Genomic DNA, 21,660 nt, shown 5'->3' on the forward strand with positions numbered 1-21,660 from the left:
TGTAAATGAGTGGAGAACGCAGGCAGATTGTCATCATCGGCGGCGGTATTACCGGATTGGCCGCCGCCTTCTACTTGGAGAAGGAAATCAAAAAAAACGATCTCCCGGCCGAAGTCACGCTTGTTGAAGCAAGTCCGAGACTGGGCGGAAAGATACAGACGGTACACAAAGACGGCTATGTGATTGAACGGGGGCCGGATTCATTTTTGGAACGGAAACAAAGCGCACCTCAGCTTGTGAAGGATCTCGGGCTGGAGCATTTGCTCGTGAACAATGCGACAGGCCAGTCTTATGTGCTTGTCAGCGAAACGCTCTATCCGATTCCGGAAGGAGCTGTGATGGGGGTGCCGACAAAAATCGGTCCTTTTCTGACAACCGGCTTGTTTTCCTTGCCGGGGAAGTTGAGAGCCGGCATGGATTTGGTGCTTCCAGCGAGCAAGCCGCAGGAAGACCAATCGCTCGGAGAATTTTTCAGAAGGCGCGTCGGCGGTGAAGTGGTGGAGAACTTGATCGAACCGCTTTTGTCAGGCATTTATGCCGGGGACATCGACCGTCTCAGTCTGATGTCGACTTTCCCGCAGTTCTATCAGACAGAGCAGAAGTACAGAAGCTTGATCATCGGGATGAAAAAATCGCGCGGCGCCCAGAGCGCTGGAAAGCCTGCAAACAAAAAGAAAGGCCAGTTCCAGACGGTGAAAACCGGCCTGCAGACAATTGTTGAAGAATTGGAAAAGCAGCTCGGCATCACAAAGGTTTATAAAGGCACAAAGGTCGTCAGCATCGAGCGTGCGGGCTCCGCTTACAGCATGAAGCTTGACAACGGCAAGGTGCTTCACGCCGATTCAGCCGTGGTCACCGCTCCTCATAAAGCCGCTGCCGCGATGTTTCAAGAAGAGGATTGGCTGAAGGGTTTAGAGGATATGGTGTCAACATCTGTCGCCAATGTGGCCCTCGGATTTCCGGAAGAAGCCGTCCAAATGGAGCATCAAGGCACAGGCTTTGTCATTTCAAGAAACAGTGACTTTTCCATTACGGCGTGTACTTGGACAAACAAAAAATGGCCGAGCACAACGCCTGAAGGAAAAGTCCTGTTAAGGGCGTACGTAGGGAAAGCCGGCGATGAGTCCGTTGTCGAACAGTCGGATAACGAAATGGTGAAAATCGTCCTCGACGATTTAAAACGGATTATGAAGATCGACGGCGAGCCGGAAATGACCTGCATCACAAGGTGGCATGAAGCGATGCCGCAATACCATGTCGGCCACAAGAAAAGAATTAAAGAGATCAGGGAAGGTTTAGAAGCATCATATCCGGGCATTTTCATGACGGGGGCCTCTTTTGAAGGGGTCGGCATCCCGGATTGCATCGACCAAGGCAAGCAGGCCGTAGCCGATGTACTCTCGCACCTTTTCGAATAAAGAAGAGCAAATAAAGCTGTCCGAATCCATTCGGCGGCTTTTTTATTTTCACTCTTTTTATAGCTTTCATCATTTTAAAGTTTGTTTATGGAAAAGATAACATTTAAATCATTGCATTTTATTTTCAAGTGTGTTAAATTACTTTTTGTACTTACTGACCAAAATGTTCAAATAGTCAATTTCGGGGTGAGAAACCGTGAGCAAAGATCGAAAAGCACTGATTTTAGAAGCGGCGAAAAAATCGTTTACACAATTCGGCTACAAAGCGACGACGATGGATCTGGTGGCGAAGCTTGCCAATGTCGGCAAGGGTACGATTTATACTTTTTTCAAGAATAAAGAGGAACTGTTCGATGATATTTTTTCTTCGCTTCTGATTGAAATGAAGCAAACGGCTGATCAAGCGATTGATCCTGATCTGCCTTTTCACGAAAATGCCCATCGCGCGATGATGGCGATATTGGAGTACAGAAAGAAGCACCAGCTGACCATCAAAATCTTTCAGGAAGGTGCGGAGCTCGGCACACCGGCGGCCCGCGAAGTCATTGAAAAGCTGGAACGCATGGTCGTCAGCTATATTAAGAGAAAAATTAAAGAAGCGATTAAAAATGACGATATTAGACGGTGTGACCCAGAGCTGAACGCGTTTGTCATCTTCAAGCTTTACATCGCGCTCATCTTTGACTGGGAAAAAAACCATGAACCGTTGAAAGATGAAGAGTTGGCAGAGATGCTGAAAATGTATATTTTAAAAGGATTATCTCGTTAGATTATCCTTTCTTTGTTTAAAGGGGTGCTTAGCCGCATAGAAAGAGCGGCTACTAACTAGGAGGCGTATCAACATGAATGTTTTCAAAAACCAGTGGAGAGAACTGATAACCAATAAAAAGCTACTGATATCCGTGATCGGGGTTCTCTTTATACCGCTGATTTACAGCAGCATATTTTTGGCGGCGTACTGGGACCCATACGGAAACGTCGATCAGCTCCCCGTAGCGGTTGTAAATTCAGACAAGGGGACGACATATGAAGGAAAAGACCTTCACATCGGTGACGACCTTGTCAAAGAACTGAAAAAAAACGATAAATTCGACTGGCATTTTACGACGAAGGATAAAGCGATGAGAGGCTTGCAAAATGAGGAATACTACATGGTTGTAGAAATTCCTGAATACTTTTCGAAAGATGCCAGCACGGTTATGGATAAACATCCGAAAAAGCTGAATCTGATTTACCATACAAACGCCGGACGAAACTATGTCGGCGCCCAGATCAGCGATAAAGCGATTGAACAGCTTCAGCATTCAGTCGGTTCTGAAATCACGCAGCAATATGCTGAAGTCATCTTTGACAATTTCGGCAAAATCGCAAAAGGTCTCGGTGAAGCCAGCGAAGGAGCCGGAAAACTGGATAAAGGACTGAAAGATGCGAAAGAAGGAAGCGAAACGCTGAAAAAGAACCTTGAAAAGCTCGCAAAAAGCCAAATTCAGTTCAACAAAGACGGAATGGAGAAGTTCGGCACAGCATTCAATACGCTGAACGACAAAATTCATGAGCTTGATTCAGGGCTTGCGCAATTTTTGGAAAAAAGCGGCCAGCTGCACAGCGGTGCTCAACAGCTCCAACAAGGCATGCCTCAGATTGTGGCGGGATTGGAGCAGATGAATGAAAAAGCGCAGATGATAAGCAAACTCGAAGAAGCGATTTCAAATGAAAAGATTCAGCAGCTTGAAACGGCGCTTTCCAACGCCGAAAAGGCGAAAAAAGAACTCAGCCAGATCTCAAAAAATATTGATGAGCTTGAAGCAGCATTGAAAAACCAGCACAGCGAGGTCAAACAAATTATTGAATCCAGCAACATGCTGACACAAGAACAGAAAACTGCGCTTTCGAAACAAGTCGACGAAAAAATGGGAACAGTGAAGCTTCCTGAGTTTGACAAGTTGAAAGCGCAAATTCCCGATGTAAGCGAACTTCCCGATTTATCCGGGCTGAAACAGAAGCTTGAGGAATTGAAGAGAGTCCCTTCGGATGTGAATAAACTTTATAAAGGATCGCAAAAGATTCAGCAAGGGCTCGATGCGCTGACAAACGGTTTGGGTGCTTACAACGAAAAATTCGCAGAAGCGAAAAGCGGATCATCCAAAATCGCCGAAGGCAGCCAGACATTAGTCGGGAAGTTCGGCGATCTGCAAAGCGCGGCTGATAAACTGAAAGACGGTTCTTCCAAGCTTGCAGAAGGGGCCAAATCCCTTGATGAAGGTCTTGGCAAGCTGTCTGACGGAAGCGGGGAGCTGTTTGATAAGCTGTCTGATGCTGCCGATCAAACCGGCGATATTCAAGCGGGAGACGAAAACTACAATATGTTTTCAGATCCCGTCGATGTAAAAGGCGATAAAATCGATCCGGTTTCCAACTACGGAACAGGATTAACCCCGTATATTTTGTCGCTCGGCTTATTCGTCGGTGCATTAATGATCACCGTTGTCTTCGATGTGAAAGAGCCGGCTGTCCGGCCCGAATCAGCTTTTGGCTGGTTTATGAGCAAATTCAGCGTGCTTTTTGCAGTGGGAATTCTTCAAGCGGCAATTGCCTGCACGATTATTCTCTGGGGCATCGGACTTGAAGTGCAAAGCGTCTGGAGATTCTATCTGTTCAGTATGATCATGAGCATTACATGCCTTGCGATCATTCAGTTTTTGGCTGCGACAATGGGAAATCCGGGACGATTCATTGCCGTCATTCTGCTCGTGCTTCAGCTTGGAGGAAGCGGAGGAACTTTTCCCCTTGCACTTGTCCCTAAGTTCTTCCAGGTCATCCATTCCGCACTGCCGATGACCTACAGCATTGCCGGATACAGAGCGGTGATTTCAAGCGGAGACTACGCGTATATGTGGGAACAGGCTGCCGTGCTTGGCGTTGTTGCGATCGTTATGATGGCTTTGACGCTGATTTATTTTAAAGTGCTGCTGAGAAAAGGAAAAATTGAAGAGCAGCATGCATAAAAGAAAAACATCTTTTCAAGCCCGGCTAGGGCAAGAAAAGATGTTTTTTTTTGAAATCAGGAAGCTGGCGCGCCCCATTTTACAATCAGTCCCGTATATGTAAGACCTCCGCCAAAACCGAACAGAATCAAAGTGTCACCCTCTTTCAGCTTTCCGTTTTTGACGGCTTCATCAAGGGCGAGAACGATTGATGCGGATGAGGTGTTGCCAAACCATTCGACGCTCGTCAGCGCTTTTTCGGCTGGAATTCCGGTTTTTTCGCAAATCGATTCGATCATTCGCAGATTCGCGCTGTGCGGGACGAACCAATCGATATCTTTCAGCTCCATTTCAGCTTGGATAAGCAGCTTTTTGACGCCTTCGGGAACGGACCTGACCGCCCACTTATACACTTCGCGGCCGTTTTGAACCATTTTTCCTTCACCTGAGAGCGGCTCCCCTTTAAGGTCGCTTCGCAAGCCGGTTCTGTATAAATGGCGGGCTCCGTCACCTTTAGTATCCTGGGCAAAAGTAATGAAGCTTGGGGCTTTGTCGTCCCGTTCGACAAGCAGGGCGCCCGCGCCGTCTCCGAACAAAATGCAAGACGTGCGGTCTGTGTAGTCGGTTGTTTTTGATAAGGTTTCACCGCTGATTACAAGAATTTTTCTATGCAATCCGGAAGTGATGAGGCCGTTGGCCATATGCAATCCGTATGCTAATCCTGCACAAGTCGCATTTACATCGACCGCGCCGACTTCGTTCCATCCGAAGTGTTCCTGAACCTGGCATGCCGTGCTTGGAAAAGCGTAATCCGCCGTTGTGGTAGAGACGATGATCATGTCCAAATCGTCAAGCGTGCCACTGTATCTGTTTTTTAGATCTTCAACCGCTTTTATGCAAAGATCTGATGTGAATTCGTGACTCCCCGCGATACGTCTTTCTTTCATTCCTGTCCGCTGAATGATCCATTCATCAGAAGTATCGACGATCTTTTCAAAGTCTTTGTTTGTCATACGCTTTTCGGGAACATAGGTGCCAATGGCGGAAATTCGCGCTTTTGATAAAGTTTTCATGAAATTCACTCTCCTTTCTTTCATTATATCACCTAGTATTAGTATCTGGTACTAAAATGTTGATCTGAGGTATACTATAAACATCACAAGTTGGGAGGAATGAACCATGTCAGGACAGAAAACGATGGAGCTCATCAAGGAGCTCGTCTCCATCCCGAGCCCTACTGGAAATACGTATGACATCATAGACTATATCAATCGCCTTTTACAGAAAGAAGGAGTTGAAACAAGGCTTAACCGTAAAGGCGGCCTGATCGCGACGATACCGGGCCGCGACAGATCCCGGCACCGGATGCTGACCGCTCATGTCGATACCCTCGGAGCGATGGTGAAAGAGATTAAACCGGACGGGAGGCTGAAAATTGATTTAATCGGGGGCTTCAATTACAACTCGATTGAAGGCGAGTATTGCAAAATTGAAACAGCATCAGGGAAAACTTACACCGGCACCATCTTAATGCATCAGACATCAGTGCATGTATACAAAGACGCCGGAAAAGCCGAACGGAACCAGAAGAATATGGAGGTCCGCATTGACGAACCGGTCCGCAGTGAAGAAGAAACCCGGGCGCTCGGCATCAATGTCGGCGATTTTATCTCCTTCGATCCGCGCGTTGACATCACGCCGAGCGGGTTTATCAAATCGCGTCATCTTGATGATAAAGCAAGCGTTGCCCTCCTCATCGAGCTGATCAGAACGATTAACACAAAAGGGATGGCACTGCCTTACACGACACACTTTTTAATTTCCAACAATGAAGAAATCGGTTATGGCGGCAACTCCAACATCCCGCCTGAAACGGTGGAATATTTGGCTGTTGATATGGGAGCGATCGGCGATGGACAGTCAACCGATGAATATACGGTATCCATTTGTGTAAAGGATGCCAGCGGGCCTTATCATTACGGGCTTCGAAAGCGTCTGACAGCCCTTTGTGAAGCACACGGAATCGGTTATAAGCTTGATATCTACCCGTACTACGGTTCAGATGCTTCAGCGGCCATCAAAGCGGGCCATGATATCGTCCACGGGCTGATCGGCCCGGGAATTGACGCATCCCACGCGTTTGAAAGGACGCACCAATCGTCCTTGGAACAGACGGCAAAGCTGCTGTATCATTATGTCCAGTCTGACATGGCATAAAAAAGCTCCCGAGGGACCCCGGTCCCTTGGGAGTAAAAAAGAGTGGAAGTCATCCATCCGTAAAGGATGGCGTTTACTTACCAGTAATCATAGTGTTTTTTCTTTTTGCAGTGATCAAAGTGGTCAAACTTCTTGTAGTCATAGTCATAATCATACTTCTTATAGCATGGATAATAGTAGTAATAATAGTAGTAGTATTTCTTGCAGTCGTGGTCTTTCTTGTGGTAGTCATAGTCATAATCTTTCTTGCAATGGTCATGGTAAAAATACATTAAACTTCCCTCCAGTTTTCTTTTCTAATTGAACTACAGTACATCGTATGTAAACGAAAGGAAGTTGTTTGGACAGGTTTCTTGAGTAATTTGCATATTTTTGAAAAAACGTATGTTTCTCCAAAAGCGGGAAACATACGTTTTTTTGCGAGCTGTCAGCCGGATATTTTCATATCTGCCGGCTCCCTTTGATTTAAGACGGTCTGTCCTTTAATGGCGTCATATTCACCTTCCCATTTTGACATGACCACAGCGGCAAGAGCGTTTCCGGTCAGGTTGACGACCGTTCTCGCCATATCCATAATCCGGTCGACTCCGGCAATGAAGGCCAGGCCTTCAGCAGGAACGCCGATCGTGCCGAGAGTCGCAAGAAGAACGACGAATGATGTGCCGGGAACGGCAGCCATTCCTTTAGAAGTGACCATCAGAACAAGGATTAGCGTGAGCTGCTGTCCAATGGACAGATCGATGCCGTAGACCTGCGCCAGAAACAGCGCCGCGATCGCCTGATACAGGACAGAGCCGTCAAGGTTAAACGTGTAGCCGATCGGAATGACAAACGACACAATGCCTTTCGGACAGCCGATTTTCTCCATCTTTTCCATGACGCGCGGAAGCACGGTTTCAGAGCTTGATGTACTGTACGCAAGAAGCAGCTCATCTTTCAAATAGGCCAGAAATTTAAATATATTGATACCGCACAGCTTGCCGACGATCCCAAAGATGACGATCAGGAAGAAAGCAAGAGCAAGATAGACTAGTAAAACGAGCTTTCCCAATGATAAAAGCGAAGAAAAACCAAATTTTGAAACCGTCACACCAATTAAAGCAAAAACGCCGAACGGCGCGAATTTCATGACGATGTTGACGACGTGGAACATGGCTTGAGACGTTGCCTCAAAAAAGGAGAGCACAGGCTTGCCTTTTTCGCCTATGGCAGACACTCCGAGTGCGAACAGAACAGTGAAGCAAATGATTGCAAGCAGATCGCCTTCAGCGAGCGATTGGAAAAAGTTTGTCGGCACAATGTGCAGGAAAGTGTCTGCGACAGATTTGGTGCTTGCTTCTTTTTCTGTTTCTACATATTGGCTGATATCCTGTTTTTCAGCACCAGAAAAGTTTACGCCGTGTCCAGGCTGAATGATGTTTCCAAGGAGAAGTCCGAGCACAATCGCAAAAGTCGTAATAATTTCAAAGTACAGGATCGTCCGAAAGCCGAGCCTGCCGACCTTTTTGCCGCTGCCGGCCCCTGCAACCCCGACAATCAAGCTTGAAACGACAATAGGAATCACAATCATTTTGATTAATCTTAAGAACAAATCGCCGACGGGCTGCAGATATGTTGCCACCGCAGGATTTCCGAACCAAATCGCTCCTGCTGCAACCCCTAAAATAAGCCCGAGGAAAATTTGTGTGGCTAAACCGAATTTAAGTCTTTTCATAGATGCCCTCCCAACGCATGCTTAATTTTATACTAGAATATTAAACTTGAGATCGTAAATTAAGTATAGCGAAAGAAAAAGCAGCTCGTCCATCAAAAAAATAACGTCTGAATATATCGAAAATTCAAATATGAGATGATCATCCTGTCTTGAATTCAAATCGGGACGATCATCGGTGTATATTTCCCTAAGTGAAATAGTAAGATATTATTAAAATAATGAATTTTGACACGAATCTCTCTCTTTATGACTAACTTTATGACAAAAAAACACCCCGGGGAATCTGCCGGGGCGTTTTTAGTGACGTCTATATATCTTTTACATTTAAGCATTTAGAGCAAGTGTTTCCGTAGCATTCGTGCTGCTCATCAATATCGTGGCCGCATTCTGAACATTTTTTTGAAGGCAAATTTCTGAAGAACTCGGTAATTTTAGCGAGCATGTTTGATTCCCCCAATTTGTTTGTTGTTATCATTGTATTATAACAGTTGTCAGAAAATCAACGTCTGTTTTATGACAAAATATAAAACATGCAATTTTTAAGAAAAATGGGTATATTGAATAGGGGGACGATAGACACGAAAAAGAGGTGTGTATACATGAAAGTGACAGTCATCGGCTGCTGCGGAGGATTTCCGGCTGCAAATGAAGCGACTTCAGGCTATCTCTTTCAATCCGGGAATTATTCTGTTTTAATCGACTGCGGCAGTGCCGTTTTATCCAAGCTTCAGCTGTTTCTGCCCGTTGAGGAGCTAGATGCCGTTATATTATCCCATTATCATTACGACCATATTGCAGATGTCGGGCCTTTGCAATTTGCCAAACTGGTCGGCTCATTCCTCGGCAAGGGGACGAATGCCCTTCCGATATATGGACATCCTTTTGATGAAGAGCAGTTTTCAAAGCTTACATATAAAACGCATACCGCTGGATTGGCGTATGATCCGAAACAGCCTTTGACAATCGGACCGTTTACGTTCACATTTTTAAAAACGGTTCATCCTGTTGACTGCTTTGCCATGAGGGTGACGGACGGTGTTCATTCTGTCGTTTATACGGCCGATTCGAGCTTTCAGGAAGCTTTTATCCCGTTCAGCGAAGGAGCCGATCTGTTGATCTCAGAGTGCAATTTTTATGCGGATCAGGATGGGGGAAGCGCCGGTCATATGAACAGCCTCGAAGCGGGGCGCATCGCTGCGGAAGCGGGTGCGGGGCAGCTTCTCTTGACACACCTCCCGCATTTCGGGGAACATCAAAAACTAGCAGAAGAGGCCCAAACCGTTTATAAAGGCGCGGTTGATCTGGCGCGCACCGGTTATGTGTGGGGAGAATAGAAGGAGGAACTGACAAACATGCTGTTTATCGATAATCAAAATATTACAGATCCGAGGATCAACTTGGCGATAGAGGAGTACTGCTTAAAGCACCTCGATCCTGAAGAGACGTATTTGCTGTTTTATATCAACCAGCCGTCGATCATCATCGGCAAAAACCAAAATACGATCGAGGAAATCAACACAAAGTATGTGGATGAAAACGGGATCATTGTCGTCCGCAGGCTGTCAGGCGGCGGAGCTGTCTACCATGACCTCGGGAACTTGAACTTCAGTTTTATTACGAAAGACGACGGCAACAGCTTCCACAACTTTAAGAAGTTTACGGAGCCCGTTGTGGCTGCTTTAAAGAAGCTTGGCGTCGATGCGGAGCTGAGCGGGCGAAACGATTTGATGGCAAACGGCCGGAAAATTTCGGGCAACGCCCAGTTTTCAACGAAAGGGAGAATGTTCAGCCACGGCACGCTGTTGTTCGATTCTGAGATTGAACATGTCGTATCGGCTTTAAAAGTGAAAAAAGATAAAATCGAATCAAAAGGCATCAAGTCGATCAGGAGCCGTGTAGCCAATATCAGCGAGTTTCTCGATCAGAAGATGACGACAGTGGAATTCCGAAGCATGCTTCTCCGCTATATTTTTGATACCGAAGGGGACATACCGGAGTATAAGCTGACTGAAAAAGACTGGGAAATCATCAATCAAATTTCAAAGGAACGCTATCAAAACTGGGATTGGAACTATGGGAAGTCTCCGAAATTTAATCTTCAGCATTCAAAACGTTTTCAAGCGGGATCGGTCGACATCCGCCTGGAAGTGCAAAAAGGCGTGATCCGTGAGTGCAAAATATTCGGTGACTTTTTCGGAGTCGGCGATGTCAGCGATATTGAAGAGAAGCTGACAGGCGTGCAGTATGAAAGAAAAGCGATTGAAGAAGCCCTGCAAGACGTAGACATCAAGCATTACTTCGGCAATATTCAAAAAGAAGAATTTTTGGAGCTTGTCTACTAAAAATGGAGGCTGCGGGTTCCGCGGCCCCTTTTTTAACATGAGAGGAATGGAAGATATTTCCCGGCAGCCCTTGAGTGTTTTCTGTTCATTTACTATAATGGGAATAGATTTTGATTATCACAAAATGAATGGTCATTCATTCATTTTTAAGGGGTGGGAGAATGAATTTAGTTTCAAAATTAGGGGAAACAGCTCAATCAAAGCCTGACAGAACCGCTTTTATTTTTGGGGATCAAAGGGAAACATACGGGGGATTGCAGCAGAAAATTGATTGCTTTGCCGAAGGGCTGCGCGAAATCGGGGTGGAAAAGGGAGATCATGTCGCTTTGCTTCTCGGCAATACACCGCATTTTGTGATTTCGTTTTACGGTGCGCTGAAAGCCGGAGCCGTTGTCATACCGATCAATCCGGCCTATACGCCGACTGAGATCGGCTATATGCTGACAAACGGCGATGCAAAAGTAATCGTGGCTCTGGGACAGCTGCTCCCGCTTTACGAAAAGGTGCATGAATCCCTTCCGAAAGTCAGCTGCGTCGTGCTTTGCGAAACGGGGGAGCCGCTTCAAGAACCGGAAAGCACCGAGGTTAAGATGAAATTGAAATCGTTTACAAGCATCATGAGACCTCCTGTCCGGCCGTTTCCTGAAATCGATGACGAAGATACGGCCGCCATCCTCTATACGTCAGGCACCACTGGAAGACCAAAAGGGGCGATGCTCACACATCAAAATCTATTTTCGAATGCAAATGATACGGCCCGCTATCTGACAATGAATGAATCTGACCTTGTCGTCGCCGCCCTGCCGATGTTCCACGTTTTTTGTTTAACGGTCTGCATGAATGCACCGCTCATGAACGGCGCAGCGATTTTGATCGTGCCGAAATTCAGTCCCGCCGAGGTTTTCAAGCTGATTAAAAAGCATCAGGCGACGATCTTCTCAGGCGTTCCGACAATGTACAATTACCTTTATCAGTATGAAGGGGCAGATGAAGCAGGTTTTCGATCCATCAGGCTTTGTATCTCAGGCGGAGCGGCCATGCCTGTCGCTCTCCTGAAAAGTTTTGAAGAAAGGTTCGGCGTCCTCGTTTTAGAAGGCTACGGCTTGTCGGAGGCTTCTCCTGTTACATGCTTTAACCCGTTCAGCACCGGCCGCAAGCCAGGATCGATCGGCACGAACATTCTCAATGTGAAAAACAAAGTCGTCAATGAACTCGGGGAGGAGCTGCCTGCCGGCCAAGTCGGGGAGCTGATCGTTAAAGGGCCGAATGTCATGAAAGGGTACTACAAAATGCCGGAAGAAACAGCCCATACAATTAAAGACGGATGGCTGTATACAGGTGATTTGGCAAAACGGGATGAAGACGGTTATTTTTATATCGTCGACAGAAAAAAAGACATGATTATCGTGGGCGGCTATAATGTCTATCCGAGGGAAATCGAAGAAGTGCTCTACCTCCATCCGGAGATCGCAGAAGCGGTGGTCATCGGAGTGCCTGACCCGAATACGGGAGAAGCCGTCCACTGCTATGTCGTTCCGCAGAATAAAACGCTGAGAGAGGATGATGTCTTGTCGCACTGCAAAAAGCATCTTGCCAAATACAAGCGTCCGTCGGCGATCGTTTTCATGGATGAAATTCCGAAAAACTCGACCGGCAAAATTTTAAGGCGCGCTTTAAAAGACATTCTGACAAACCAATCTTGATGTACGCTAAAAGGGACGCTTGCCGCGTCCCTTTTCTGCAGTTCTCTGAGAAGAGCATCTTTTTCCCTTTGTCGGAGAACGAAATATGTGCCCTCCTCTTCTTTCAAGATGACGGCTTCATCTTTCTTCAGCCAGACGGTGAAGTGAACGCGATGTGTGTCGGTCATGCTGATGTATCCGTGATACGCCGGAGCAGGCAGGTTATGCGCTGTCTTTTCCTTCATCCTTTTCCCTTTATTAAATGTATCAAGCAGGGCGTCTATGTTGTGCCTGTCTTTGATGCGGACCGTTTTTTCGCTGTCTTCCGCCTGCTTCAAGATGATTTCTTCAGCATTTCTTGAGTCGAAAGGCTCCGCCATCAGGTGGAATACATAAAAGACAGCGATGGATAAAATACCGAAAAAAAGTATGATCCCCATTATTTTTTTCAGAATGATCACCCCAGGCTATCTATTTTCTCCGTTTAAAGGCCTTTTCATCCTAAAAAATTATGCTATAATGTTCAATAAATTATACATATGTTCAATTTATTGTGAGGAGGCAGAAGATGAATTCGATTGAAAAACAAGTCGCAGAAAACATGAAGAGGCTGCGAAAAGTCCGTAATTACAGCCTTGATCAATTGTCATCGATGACCGGCGTCAGCAAAGGCATGCTCGCGCAAATCGAAAAAGGAGCTTCAAGTCCGACGATCACAACCTTGTGGAAGATCGCAAACGGGCTGCAAGTATCATTTACTTCCTTGGCAGAAAAGCCTGCCGGGGAGCCGACGGTCGTCAGAAAGCATGAGAAAACGCCCGTTATGGCCGGAGAAGAAAAATACGCGGCATTTCCGCATTTTCCGTTCGACCAAAAAAAGAAGTTTGAAATCTTTTATATTGAACTTGCGCCCGGCTGTGTGCACGAATCAGAGCCTCACCACGGCGGGATTGAAGAGTACGTGCTCGTCTCTAAAGGAGCGATCGCAGTGACGGCGGGTGATTACACCTGCGACTTGAACGAAGGTGATGCGATGCATTTTACCGCAAACACCGTCCATACGTACGAAAACAACACGGAACAAACGGCATCATGCTATACACTCATTTATTATCCGTAAAGAGGTGTCAAGATGGAAAAGCAGGATTCACTCAACTTCCTAGACGGGCTTCGTTCAGGGGTTTCCCTTGCCGTCGGCTATATCCCGGTCGCTTTGACATTCGGGCTTTTAGCAAAAACAACGGGGCTGTCACTTTTTGAAACGTTTTTGATGAGCGCCCTTGTTTTCGGAGGAGCGTCCCAGTATATGTCTTTAAGCATGCTCGCCGTTCAGACAGGAATGATCGAAATCGTTATGACGACGTTCATTGTGAACATCAGACATTTTTTATTTTCAGCGACTTTGAATCAATTGGTAGAAAAAGATTCGCCTTGGAAAAAAGCGTTTTACTCATTTTTCGCGGTGACAGATGAATCGTTTGCTGTCGCTGCTTTAAGAAAGGAAAAGCTGACGACAGGGTATATGATCGGCCTCGGTTCGATCGGATATGTAAGCTGGGTTTTTTGGAGTGCGGCCGGGCATTTTGCCGGGGCTGCCATGCCTGCTGTTCTCCAGGAAAGCATGAGCATCGCCCTTTATGCTATGTTTATCGGATTGTTGGTGCCGCCTTTGAAAAAACAGCGAAAAGTCCTGCTGCTGGCGGGAGCGGCCGCGCTATTCAATACGGTTTTCCAAATGAACGGAATGTTATCGGCAGGATGGTCGATCGTCTGTGCTACACTTTTATCCGCCATCCTGATCGAATGGCTGCACCAATTTAGAACAGAGGGGAAGAGAAACTATGTTTAGTCCGATCATCTGGATGATTATCGGCATGGCTGCCGTTACATATATACCGCGGATGGTGCCGCTCATTGCTTTTGAAAGCCTGAAGCTTCCCGGATTTTTGGAGCGCGTGCTGAAAAATGTGCCGTACGCCGTCTTGGGGGCTCTCATTTTCCCGGGCATTTTTTCGGTGCAAAGCGGGATGCTCTACGGACTTGCCGGCGCTCTTATCGCATTTTTATTTTCCTATTTTGGAGCAAGCGTCATAGTCGTCGTGATGGGGACGATTTTGACGCTCGCAGGAGCCGGCCTCTTGCTCTCATTGTAAGGCTTGGTTCTAACTTTCGCATGAAAAGCTTACAATAGAAGTAACTGCTATGTGAGAGGAAGTGATTCGCCATGCGGAAATGGATCGCGGGAGCCGGTCTCCTGTATGTGCTGTACGGCCTTTTTTTCTATTGGTATCTCTTTATGGCCGGTGAACCCTCCGTTCCCGAGGCGCTGAAAGGGACAAGCGCAGACCCGGCGACATTTATGAACGAAAGGGAACTCATGCTGACGGAAGAGTACTCGAAAATAAAGGACTTTCTGTTTTTTATTCGGATTCCGTTTGAGTGGTTCTTATTTTTTATATTGTTGATTGCCGGTTTATCAAAGAAAATGAAGAATTGGGCGGAGCAGACGTCAAAACGGAGAACGATTCAAATAACGGCATATGTTTTTGCTTTGTTTCTGATCGTCACGATCATTTCTTTGCCGCTTGACTGGATCAGCTATCAATATTCGCTTGACTACGGCATATCAACGCAGACAACCGCGAGCTGGATCAAAGACCAGGTGATCGACTTCTGGATCAGCTTTCCGATAACGGCTGCGGCGGTGATCGTCTTTTACTTTTTGATCAAAAAGAATGAAAAACGCTGGTGGTTTTATGCCTGGTGCCTGACGGTTCCGGTTACGCTGTTTTTATTTTTCCTTCAGCCGGTTGTCATCGATCCTTTATACAATGACTTTTATCCGCTGAAAAATAAAGAGCTCGAACAAAGCATTCTGAATCTGGCCGATCAGGCGGATATTCCTGCGAATCACGTCTATGAAGTGAACATGTCTGAAAAAACGAATGCGTTAAATGCTTATGTGACAGGGATCGGCGCCAATAAAAGGATTGTGCTCTGGGATACCACGCTGAACAAGCTGGATGAGCCGGATATTTTATTCATTATGGCGCACGAAATGGGGCACTATGTAATGAAGCATGTTTACATAGGACTCGGCGGGTACCTGCTTTTATCCCTTGCCGTCTTTTATGTGATCGACAAGCTGTACAAGCGGATCATCGGCCGCTATGGAAAAAGTCTTCACATTGCGGGAAAATCCGATCTTGCCGCACTCCCGCTTCTCCTGATGCTGATGGGGGTCATCTCTTTCGCGTCTTCTCCATTTACAAACGCAGTTTCGAGGCATCAGGAAAAAGCCGCTGACCAGTATGCGATTGAACTGACGAACAACAGCGATGCAGCGGTTTCGACTTTTCAAGAGCTCTCAAAAGCCGGGTTGAGCGAGGCGAATCCGCCGTTTCTCGTCAAGATTTTTAAATATGGCCATCCGACCATAATGGAACGGATTCAAAATATTGAACAGTCTTCAACTGAATGAAGAAAAAGCTAGTGCTAAAAACACTAGCTTTTTCTATATGCCATTTGTTAGAATATGTTATTGAGCGGCAGCTTCGACATTGATCAGACCTTTTCCATAGTAGAAGGAGCTTCCCAAATAAGTCGCCGTACTGGAGAGACGGTTGCGGACTTGTGAAGCTGAAAGGTTCGGATGTTTTGACAAGATCAAAGCTGCTGCTCCCGCTACATGAGGAGAAGCCATTGACGTTCCGTTCAATGTTGCATAAGTGCTGGTTGGGTAAGTGCTGTACACGCTTGCGCCAGGAGCCATGACTTCAAGCTCTGCTCCGACGCTGGAAAATGAAGCTCTGTTGCTGTTAGAGTCTACCGCACCAACTGCGATGACAGAATCGTATTTCGCAGGATAGCCGATTGTATTCGCGTTTCCTGAAGATCCGCTGTTCCCAGCAGCCGCCACAACGACAACCCCTTTCGCATATGCATTATCAACCGCCTGTTTCATCGCTGTTGAGCCTGACGCTCCCCCAAGACTCATGTTGATAACATCCATGCCGTTTGTCGTCGCCCACTCGATTCCGCTTACAATGCCGCTGTATGATCCGCTTCCGCTTGAATTCAGCACTTTAACCGCGTACAAAGATACGCTCGGCGCAACGCCTAATACACCGGTTGTATTGTCAAGCGCAGCTACTGTACCGGCAACATGCGTGCCGTGTCCGTTGCCGTCGGTGTTATAAGCTTCGCCGGCTACAAAGCTTGCTCCGCCGACTACGTTCAAGTCCGGATGAGAAGCTTGGATTCCTGTATCCAGGACGGCGACTTTTACGTTCGCTCCCTTGTAGCCTTGAGCCTGCACTTTGTCTGCTTTAATGAGAGGAATGCCGTAAGGAACGGTTTGCGCCATAGCATGGGCAACGTGATCCTCTTCCACATAAGCGACATCCGGATCATTCTTGACTTCCTCAAGCGCTTCTTTGTCTAGCTTCGCTTTTGCGGCGTTGATGATTCTAAACTGCTTGTCCACTTTTCCGCCGCTCTCTTTGATGATGTCCTTTTTGACGGATGTGGTTTTTACCCCTGACTTAAATCCGACAATATAATCCTTTTCAACATTTTTCGCCGGCTGAGCAGCAGAAGCCGAATCGCTGAAGGCCATCGTGAACACGAGCATTAGGGCCGTCAGCATCCCAAGCCAAAAACTCTTTTTCCTCATCATTACTCACTCTCCTCCGTTTTATTCAGAATAATTGAAATAGATGGATAATATACTCTATTCGAATTATTCTGTTAATTTATTATAGAAGAAAAATGAATTATATGGTAGACCTATTTTTTTGAAGGACCAATTTAAAATTTATTGGTTATTAATCACTGTTTTAGAAAATTATTCAGTTCGAAAGTATGAATAGACCGCTTCATCCTGGCAGGGAAAGAGGTCCCGGGGTCCGCGTATGACAGGAGATTGATTCACATGATTCATTTTATGAAAATACTATTCGTTTATTTTATAACATCATATTTTGGTGAAGGAGTTGCGGCCTTGTCGATTATCTATTAAAATATGCAATATATCGCATACAGAAACGGGTGAAAGATATGAAATCAGCTCATGTGAAAGGCGTATTGATGGTGCTGGCAGGGGCTTCGTTGTGGGGATTGTCGGGAAGCGCTGCGCAGTATGTATTCGAAAGGGGAGCGGCTGACGCCGGCTCGCTTGTCTCTGTCAGGCTTCTGGCATCGGGAGTTATTCTCTTGTTATATGTTTCAATGAAAAACGGTTTCAAACATGTGTGTCGGATATGGAAGAAAAAAACAGATATTTGTTCGATTTTGGTATTTTCCATTTTTGGGATGCTTGCCGTCCAATATACGTTTTTTGCTTCAATTGAAAAGGGAAATGCTGCAGCTGCTGCAATTCTTCAATACTTGGCGCCTTTTTTCGTATTGTTTTACCTATATGTTAAAAAAGAACTTCCGCCTAAATGGAAAGACGCCGTGCTTACTTTATTGGCGCTCTCCGGCGTGTTTCTTCTTTTGACAGGCGGAAGGCCGGACAGTTTGTATATTCCGTTTCAGGCCGCTGTTTGGGGCATTTTGTCCGGTGGTGCGCTTGCTTTCTATACGGTTTTTGCAGGAGGATTAATTCAATCGTTCGGTGCTTTGACGGTAACGGGATGGGGAATGCTGATCGGAGGGGCCGGAATTTCTTTTTTGTTTCCGCCGTTTCGGTTTGACCTTTCGCACATTGGGGCAGGGGAGGCGGCAGCCATTCTGTTTGTTGTATTGTGCGGCACAGCTTTGGCGTTTGCATTATACATCGGCAGCCTCTCTTATCTTTCTGCAAAAGAAACGAGCTGTCTGAGCTGCGCCGAACCGCTTGCGGCCGTTCTGTCGTCGGCAGTCTGGCTGGATGTGCCGTTCAATGCCTTTCAAGGTGCCGGTACGGTGATGGTGATTATCACGGTCATCATCCTTTCCCTCAGCAGAGAAAGCAAAGCGGAGGATTCCGCGAATGAACGGGTGTAGAAAGGAGGGAGAGACTCCTTTCTTTTTTTGTAATGATAATGATTATCGTTGTCATTGGTATGAAGTGTTGCTATAATAATCTCGTCTACTACCAGAAAAGGAGATACATATGAAGCTCAAATATTTTGCTATTTTATTCCTATTGATGATATCAGTGATGACAGCCTGCTCTGGAGGAAGCGAGAGTACGAAAACTTCCGGTCAGGATTCCGTGACAGTTAAGCATGATCTTGGAGAAACGAAAGTGCAGAATCATCCGAAAAAAGTTGTGGTCCTTGAATTGGGTTTTATTGATGCGCTCCTTGATGCGGGCATTAAGCCTGTCGGAATTGCGGACGACGGCAAACCTAAGTTTATTAACGAGAAGGTCAGAGAAGAAATCAAAGGGTATACTTCAGTCGGTTCCCGCGCCCAGCCAAGTTTTGAAAAAATTGCTTCGTTAAAGCCCGATTTAATTATTGCCGATTCGAGCAGGCATAGCGGCGTCTATGATAAGCTGTCGAAAATTGCGCCGACAATCGCGCTGAAAAACTTAAATGCCGATTATCAGGACACGCTTGATGCGTCTCTTACGATTGCGAAAGCCGTCGGCAAAGAAAGCGCAATGGAGAAAAAGTTGGCTGAACATAAACAAAAGCTGAATGAATTGAAACAGACATTTGGCAGCCGGAGACAGAGCATTCTTCTGCTCGGAAACACAAATGAAGAAATCACCGTGCGCGACGAAAACTTTTTCACGTCTCAGCTTCTGACAAAAATCGGCTATACGTACGGTGTCGGAGACAGCAGCAAAGGCGATGCCGAAAACGGTGAATCCGTCAATATTAAAATGACGCTCGAACAGCTGCTTGAGAAAGACCCCGACATGATTGTCCTGATGACGGGAGAAAAGGATAAAGTTGATGAAGACGGGAAAAGACCGATCGAAAAAGATCCTCTTTGGAAAAAGCTCAGCGCAGTCAAAAACGGCAAGGTTTATGAAGCCGACAGATTCGCCTGGTCGCTCCGACGCAGTATTGACGGAGCAGATGCGCTGATGGATGAAATCGGTCAGCATCTTCTGTCTGAGGATCAAAAAAAATCTTAGGAGCCTGCCGGCTTGTTGGACGGGATGACGCATGCTTTTTATAAAAGCATGCGCTTGTTTTTTTCTAAAGGAGTGACCTGTTTGATATATTATGTGAAACGTTTTGCACCGCTCATTTTTGTTTTTCTTTTGCTTGCGAGTTTTACGCTTTCTGTTTCAATCGGTTCGTCAATGATTGCGCTGTCCGACATTTGGGCGGCTGTGTTTGCGTACGACGGTTCAAAATTGCACGCGATTATTCAGTCCATCCGAATTCCGCGCGCCTTGGCCGCCGCATTAATCGGCGCAAATCTAGGTGCCGCGGGCGCACTGATGCAGGCGGTGACAAGAAATGCGCTCGCATCTCCGGGCATCTTCGGAATCAATGCAGGGGCCTCTCTTGCTGTCGTATGTTTGACGGTGATGTTTCCTGCGCTTGCTGTTCCCCAGATCGCGATGGGAGCCGCTTTTGCCGGTGGTGCCGCAGCCGCGTTGATCGTGTACGCGGTTGCCTCAGTATTCAGCGAACACGACAGGGATATTAGCTTTGCCTTGATCGGTGTCGTCATTCAGGCGATCATTGCTTCGATGACGCAAATGCTGCTCATTTTTCATGAAGAGTCGACGGAAACGTTATTGTTTTGGCTTTCCGGTTCTTTAGCGGGGAGCTCGTGGGATAAGCTTCATTTATTGATTCCGGTAAGCATTGCGGGTTTGTTGACGGCTTTGGCCTTAGGGAGGGTGGCATCCGTCATGAGTCTCGGAGATGATGTTTCTCATGGGCTGGGACAAAACGTATGGCTCAGCAGATTGTTCATCGCCTTCACTGTTGTCGCGTTGGCGGGAGCATCTGTTTCCGCTGCCGGACCGATTGGTTTCATCGGATTGATGGTTCCTCATATGATCCGGTATCTCATCGGGGCTGACTACCGTGTAGTGATTCCGTATTCGGCATTGCTTGGAGCCGTTCTTTTGCTGATTGCTGATATTCTGTCCCGCTTTGTCTATTTTCCGTACCAAACGCCGGTCGGAGTTGTCACGGCAATGATCGGGACGCCGTTTTTTATCTATTTGGCGAGAAGACGGAAAAAGGGGGCGGCATGATGAACAATACGGCAAGAAAAACGAAAAGACGGCGCGGACAATCGGCGGTAGTTCTCTGTGCGCTATTTGCCTGTTTGTTCGTGCTCATTGTGCTCAATTTGGCGATCGGAGATGAAAACATCGGACTGTGGGAGGTAATGAAATCGCTGGCAGGGCAAGGGGATGCGGGAGTCCGCTTTTTGGTGATGGAATTTCGAATGCCGCGAATCCTCCTCGCTGTGCTTGCCGGAGGTGCGCTATCGATCGCGGGTGTAGTCGCACAAGCGCTGATGAAAAATCCGCTGGCCGCCCCGGACACGCTTGGGATTACAGGAGGAGCGGGATTGGCCGCTGTGATCGTTACGGTCTTGTTTTCGCAGCAAAGTCCGCTGCTGCTGACAGGCGCCGCCTTTTCAGGAAGCGTTTTGGCTGCAGTCCTCGTCTATTTATTGGCTTATCGAAATGGGATCTCTCCTGTACGGCTGGCGCTCGTCGGGATAGCGGTCAATGCTTTTTGCCATTCGGGCATTCAGCTATTCATCTCAAGGGGGAGCCCGAATGTCAACAATGCATTAATTTGGCTGAACGGAAGTCTATGGGGGAGAGGCTGGGATGATGTGCTGTCTCTTTTCATATGGTGCTGTCTGGTGATTCCTCCGATATGGTTTGCGGCAAAACCGCTCGATATCATCAAATCAGGGGACGGGATTGCCGTCGGCCTCGGCATCCGGCTTGAAAGAACACGGTTTCTGCTGCTTGCCGGTGCGGTCCTGCTGACAGCTGCTGCTGTGACCGCCGTTGGGACAATCGGTTTTATCGGGCTGATGGCGCCCCATATCGCAAGAAAGCTGGCAGGGGCAGAAACGAGGATCTTGATTCCCGTTGGAGCTCTCGTCGGCGGTATCGTCCTCTTGATTGCCGATGCCGCCGGAAGAGGCCTTGTTCCGCCGCTTGAAATACCGGCTGGATTGATCGCAGCCGTTATCGGCGGTCCGTATTTTATTTATTTGCTGCGCCGCGAAGCGAAGCGGGGGAGAGCATAAAAAAAGACGGCATGCTTGATGCCGTCTTTTCAGCGTGTCGACAAACCGTCAGGCCTGCTAAGGCGGTGCTCACGAATAGGAGAAGGATCGGCGGCTAATCGCCAAGGCGTCCTGCCTGAACGC

At 47.0% G+C, this 21,660-nt stretch carries 20 protein-coding genes and 1 pseudogene; 15 read left to right on the plus strand and 6 right to left on the minus strand.

The window, feature by feature from the left end:
- The first annotated feature begins 5 nt into the window (after positions 1-5).
- From hemY to BTA31_RS17240, 3 genes are all read left to right on the plus strand, one after another.
- Positions 6-1,418 carry a protoporphyrinogen oxidase gene (gene hemY, locus BTA31_RS17230; protein ID WP_043927074.1) on the plus strand — a complete coding sequence of 471 codons (1,413 nt, stop codon included), beginning with the start codon at positions 6-8 and terminating at the stop codon, positions 1,416-1,418.
- 196 nt (positions 1,419-1,614) lie between these two features.
- Positions 1,615-2,187 (plus strand): TetR/AcrR family transcriptional regulator, encoded by a 573-nt coding sequence (locus BTA31_RS17235; RefSeq protein WP_076793291.1) that lies wholly within the window; start codon positions 1,615-1,617, stop codon positions 2,185-2,187.
- A 73-nt stretch (positions 2,188-2,260) separates the two neighbouring features.
- Entirely contained in the window at positions 2,261-4,423 is a 2,163-nt protein-coding gene (locus BTA31_RS17240) for a YhgE/Pip domain-containing protein (RefSeq protein WP_076793292.1), read from the plus strand.
- A gap of 56 nt (positions 4,424-4,479) precedes the next feature.
- Here BTA31_RS17240 and BTA31_RS17245 read toward each other — a convergent pair whose 3' ends face one another.
- Positions 4,480-5,475: a ketoacyl-ACP synthase III gene (locus BTA31_RS17245; protein ID WP_076793293.1), complete on the minus strand. Its 996-nt coding sequence runs from the start codon at positions 5,473-5,475 to the stop codon at positions 4,480-4,482.
- Between the two features lie 106 nt (positions 5,476-5,581).
- On the opposite strand from BTA31_RS17245, the gene BTA31_RS17250 reads away from it, so the two are divergent.
- On the plus strand, positions 5,582-6,619 hold the full coding sequence (locus tag BTA31_RS17250; RefSeq protein WP_076793294.1) for a M42 family metallopeptidase: 1,038 nt from the start codon (positions 5,582-5,584) through the stop codon (positions 6,617-6,619).
- A 77-nt stretch (positions 6,620-6,696) separates the two neighbouring features.
- Here BTA31_RS17250 and BTA31_RS17255 read toward each other — a convergent pair whose 3' ends face one another.
- From BTA31_RS17255 to yhfH, 3 genes are all read right to left on the minus strand, one after another.
- Positions 6,697-6,891 carry a hypothetical protein gene (locus tag BTA31_RS17255; protein ID WP_043927067.1) on the minus strand — a complete coding sequence of 65 codons (195 nt, stop codon included), beginning with the start codon at positions 6,889-6,891 and terminating at the stop codon, positions 6,697-6,699.
- A gap of 155 nt (positions 6,892-7,046) precedes the next feature.
- Positions 7,047-8,333, minus strand: coding sequence for a cation:dicarboxylate symporter family transporter (locus BTA31_RS17260; protein ID WP_076793295.1), 1,287 nt, complete (start codon positions 8,331-8,333; stop codon positions 7,047-7,049).
- A gap of 307 nt (positions 8,334-8,640) precedes the next feature.
- Positions 8,641-8,775: a protein YhfH gene (gene yhfH / locus BTA31_RS17265; protein WP_076793296.1), complete on the minus strand. Its 135-nt coding sequence runs from the start codon at positions 8,773-8,775 to the stop codon at positions 8,641-8,643.
- Positions 8,776-8,932: 157 nt separating this feature from the next.
- Here yhfH and BTA31_RS17270 point away from each other — a divergent pair, with 157 nt between their 5' ends.
- The 3 genes from BTA31_RS17270 to BTA31_RS17280 all read left to right on the plus strand — a co-directional run bounded on the left by BTA31_RS17270 (position 8,933) and on the right by BTA31_RS17280 (position 12,378).
- Entirely contained in the window at positions 8,933-9,667 is a 735-nt protein-coding gene (locus tag BTA31_RS17270) for an MBL fold metallo-hydrolase (RefSeq protein ID WP_076793297.1), read from the plus strand.
- Between the two features lie 18 nt (positions 9,668-9,685).
- Positions 9,686-10,675, plus strand: a complete 990-nt coding sequence (gene lplJ, locus BTA31_RS17275; RefSeq protein WP_043927063.1) for a lipoate--protein ligase — start codon at positions 9,686-9,688, stop codon at positions 10,673-10,675.
- A 161-nt stretch (positions 10,676-10,836) separates the two neighbouring features.
- Positions 10,837-12,378 carry a fatty acid--CoA ligase family protein gene (locus BTA31_RS17280; protein WP_043927062.1) on the plus strand — a complete coding sequence of 514 codons (1,542 nt, stop codon included), beginning with the start codon at positions 10,837-10,839 and terminating at the stop codon, positions 12,376-12,378.
- 89 nt (positions 12,379-12,467) lie between these two features.
- Here the strand turns inward: BTA31_RS17280 and BTA31_RS23845 are convergent.
- A pseudogene (locus BTA31_RS23845) lies at positions 12,468-12,797 on the minus strand (YhfM domain-containing protein); the annotation flags it as partial.
- Between the two features lie 128 nt (positions 12,798-12,925).
- On the opposite strand from BTA31_RS23845, the gene BTA31_RS17290 reads away from it, so the two are divergent.
- The 4 genes from BTA31_RS17290 (at position 12,926) to BTA31_RS17305 (ending at position 15,838) form a co-directional block, all read left to right on the plus strand.
- A complete protein-coding gene (locus tag BTA31_RS17290) occupies positions 12,926-13,477 on the plus strand; it encodes a helix-turn-helix domain-containing protein (RefSeq protein ID WP_076793298.1) in 552 nt (183 codons plus the stop codon).
- A 12-nt stretch (positions 13,478-13,489) separates the two neighbouring features.
- The gene (locus tag BTA31_RS17295) at positions 13,490-14,206 is read left to right on the plus strand and encodes an AzlC family ABC transporter permease (RefSeq protein WP_043927059.1); all 717 of its coding nucleotides are present in this window, start codon (positions 13,490-13,492) and stop codon (positions 14,204-14,206) included.
- Complete coding sequence (locus BTA31_RS17300; RefSeq protein ID WP_043927058.1) at positions 14,199-14,510, plus strand: AzlD domain-containing protein; 312 nt, start codon at positions 14,199-14,201, stop codon at positions 14,508-14,510. The genes BTA31_RS17295 and BTA31_RS17300 overlap by 8 nt, the downstream gene beginning before the upstream one ends.
- A 71-nt stretch (positions 14,511-14,581) precedes the next feature.
- A complete protein-coding gene (locus BTA31_RS17305; RefSeq protein WP_076793299.1) occupies positions 14,582-15,838 on the plus strand; it encodes a M48 family metallopeptidase in 1,257 nt (418 codons plus the stop codon).
- 57 nt (positions 15,839-15,895) lie between these two features.
- On the opposite strand, the gene BTA31_RS17310 is transcribed toward BTA31_RS17305, so the two are convergent.
- Positions 15,896-17,032 (minus strand): S8 family peptidase, encoded by a 1,137-nt coding sequence (locus BTA31_RS17310; protein ID WP_043927109.1) that lies wholly within the window; start codon positions 17,030-17,032, stop codon positions 15,896-15,898.
- Between the two features lie 383 nt (positions 17,033-17,415).
- On the opposite strand from BTA31_RS17310, the gene BTA31_RS17315 reads away from it, so the two are divergent.
- From BTA31_RS17315 to BTA31_RS17330, 4 genes are all read left to right on the plus strand, one after another.
- The gene (locus BTA31_RS17315) at positions 17,416-18,345 is read left to right on the plus strand and encodes a DMT family transporter (protein ID WP_043927056.1); all 930 of its coding nucleotides are present in this window, start codon (positions 17,416-17,418) and stop codon (positions 18,343-18,345) included.
- A 109-nt stretch (positions 18,346-18,454) separates the two neighbouring features.
- The gene (locus tag BTA31_RS17320) at positions 18,455-19,432 is read left to right on the plus strand and encodes an ABC transporter substrate-binding protein (protein ID WP_076793300.1); all 978 of its coding nucleotides are present in this window, start codon (positions 18,455-18,457) and stop codon (positions 19,430-19,432) included.
- Positions 19,433-19,516: 84 nt separating this feature from the next.
- Entirely contained in the window at positions 19,517-20,515 is a 999-nt protein-coding gene (locus BTA31_RS17325) for a FecCD family ABC transporter permease (protein ID WP_076793306.1), read from the plus strand.
- Positions 20,515-21,537: a FecCD family ABC transporter permease gene (locus BTA31_RS17330; RefSeq protein WP_142243755.1), complete on the plus strand. Its 1,023-nt coding sequence runs from the start codon at positions 20,515-20,517 to the stop codon at positions 21,535-21,537. The genes BTA31_RS17325 and BTA31_RS17330 overlap by 1 nt, the downstream gene beginning before the upstream one ends.
- Positions 21,538-21,660: the final 123 nt, after the last annotated feature.

This window comes from Bacillus haynesii (genome assembly GCF_001969855.1).
Classification (GTDB): Bacteria; Bacillota; Bacilli; order Bacillales; family Bacillaceae; genus Bacillus; species Bacillus haynesii.